This window comes from Chamaesiphon sp. OTE_75_metabat_556 (assembly GCF_031378165.1).
Classification (GTDB): Bacteria; Cyanobacteriota; Cyanobacteriia; order Cyanobacteriales; family Chamaesiphonaceae; genus Chamaesiphon.
Genome location: NZ_JANNDR010000056.1, coordinates 1 through 1822 on the forward strand (window position 1 = coordinate 1; position 1822 = coordinate 1822).

Sequence of the window (1822 nt, forward strand, 5' to 3'; positions counted from 1 at the left end):
AGATGAAGAGAATATCGATTATGTTTTAGACTACAAAAATAGAATGAGGAACTTGTGAGGATATATCTTCAATTTTTGTTATGTTTCGATCTTTGGATCACCAAGTCTTGGTAAAAAATGTAAGTTTAACTACTAAATTCACTAGGATCAAAATGATCACCAACATGATACCAGTCATAGCAATCAATAGCATATCGATTTGGTGAATAGAGATCGCTACCAATGCCCAAACGATTGATGCGCCTTAAGCTGCGCCCGTAATTGAGCAATTTCTTGAGCCATATCAAGCACCATGGCAGCTCCGGTAATATTCAATCCTAAGTCTTGACGTAGCCGCCGAATTTGAGCTATTCGGGCAATTTCACGGGAGTTTAGTAAATCCCTGATCGGTTCAATAATTCCCAAGTGAATATAAACCTGTACTACGGCGATCGAAGTCTCAGTAACTGATGCGGCATATTCAAAGGTGTAAAGCTGTTCATCAGCAGATACAACTACTATTGTGGAAGAACTCATAACTTAATATCCTCTAAATGGGCGCGGGGATTAAAGCTGGTGTTTGTTTGGATCTTTTCGTAGCATTCTTGCTCGATCAAATTCAGATCTTGTGGTGTCACAATTTGGAGCTTGGCATATAAATCTCCTCGTCCCCCTTTGGGTAATGTCCAGCCCTTACCGCGCAATCGCAGAGATTGCCCCGATTTGGTGCCTTTGGGGACTTTGATTTTTACATTGCCATCAGGAGTTGGGATGGTAATTTCAGCTCCTAGAACTGCTTCATCTGGGCGAATTGGAATATCACAAATTAGGTTATCACCATCAAATTTAAAAAAGGAATGAGGCCGTAGCTCGATCGTGAGATATAAATCTCCACGCTGTTGAGAAAATGGACTAGGACTACCTTTGCCCTCTAGCTTAATGCGACTGCCCGGTTTGGCACCAGCAGGAATACGGACGTTAATTTTTTCATCGTTGAGTAGTAGTCGCTGTTGAACTCCCTGAAATGCTTCTAAGAAGGTGAGTGCGATCGCCGCCTCGGTATCTGGGGAGGGTGCTTGAGATCGAAATCCGCCGCCAAAATCGTTAAAATTGCCAGTTCGATTCTGAGAAGATCCTGCTGAAGCAGCTCTTGAGGATCGACCTAGTAAATCGTTAATAAAAGAATTGAAGTCGCCGTGTTGATCAAAATCTACATTGGAACCACTATTTCTACTGGGCGGCGGTTCACTATAACCCGGTTGGTTCCAATGTTGACCAAACTGGTCATACTTCTGTCGTTTCTCAGGATCAGATAGTACTTCATTGGCTTCGTTAAGATCTTTGAATTTTGTTTCTGCTTCTTTGTCACCAGGATTCAGATCAGGGTGGCACTTCCGTGCCATTTTGCGATATGTCCGCTTAATTTCTTCAGGAGTGGCAGTTTTGCTCAAGCCTAATGTGACGTAATAGTCTTTGAAGTCTGTTGCGGTTGCCATCACTGACCTTTGAATTAGGAATTAATCTGTAATCGGCCTGTGGCTCCTGCAATTTACATGCTCTACTTATACCGGAAGATAGCTTATGAATGAATCAACCTTTAGATAGATATAATCATCGCTTTTTTATTACAATCTATGTCAATAGAAAGAGAGGATTTTTCAATTGTCAATACTTGATGATTTAGATGGTCGAAAAATGCCTACGATCCACGGAATCAAGCCCTGATAAGTCATGAGTATCGTACAGTCTCTTTTGATGAAGATAAGTAACATTCTTTACTGTTTTTCCCTTGTCTCTATCTTTGGAGAGAGAGGGCTATGGATTTTAACGGTTAACCTTAAGT

At 41.3% G+C, this 1822-nt stretch carries 2 protein-coding genes; both read right to left on the reverse strand.

Annotated features, from left to right (window positions below; translation table 11 throughout):
- Nucleotides 1-216: 216 nt before the first annotated feature.
- Entirely contained in the window at nt 217-516 is a 300-nt protein-coding gene (locus RMO27_RS02880; protein ID WP_309728900.1) for a chaperone modulator CbpM, read from the reverse strand.
- Nucleotides 513-1475: a J domain-containing protein gene (locus tag RMO27_RS02885; RefSeq protein ID WP_309728902.1), complete on the reverse strand. Its 963-nt coding sequence runs from the start codon at nt 1473-1475 to the stop codon at nt 513-515. The genes RMO27_RS02880 and RMO27_RS02885 overlap by 4 nt, the downstream gene beginning before the upstream one ends.
- Between the last annotated feature and the right edge of the window lie 347 nt (nt 1476-1822).

Excerpts from the sequence above, each read along its gene's own strand:
- RMO27_RS02885 (WP_309728902.1), bottom strand. The coding sequence starts at position 1,475 with ATGGCAACCGCAACAGACTTCAAAGACTATTACGTCACATTAGGCTTG.
- RMO27_RS02880 (WP_309728900.1), bottom strand. The coding sequence starts at position 516 with ATGAGTTCTTCCACAATAGTAGTTGTATCTGCTGATGAACAGCTTTAC.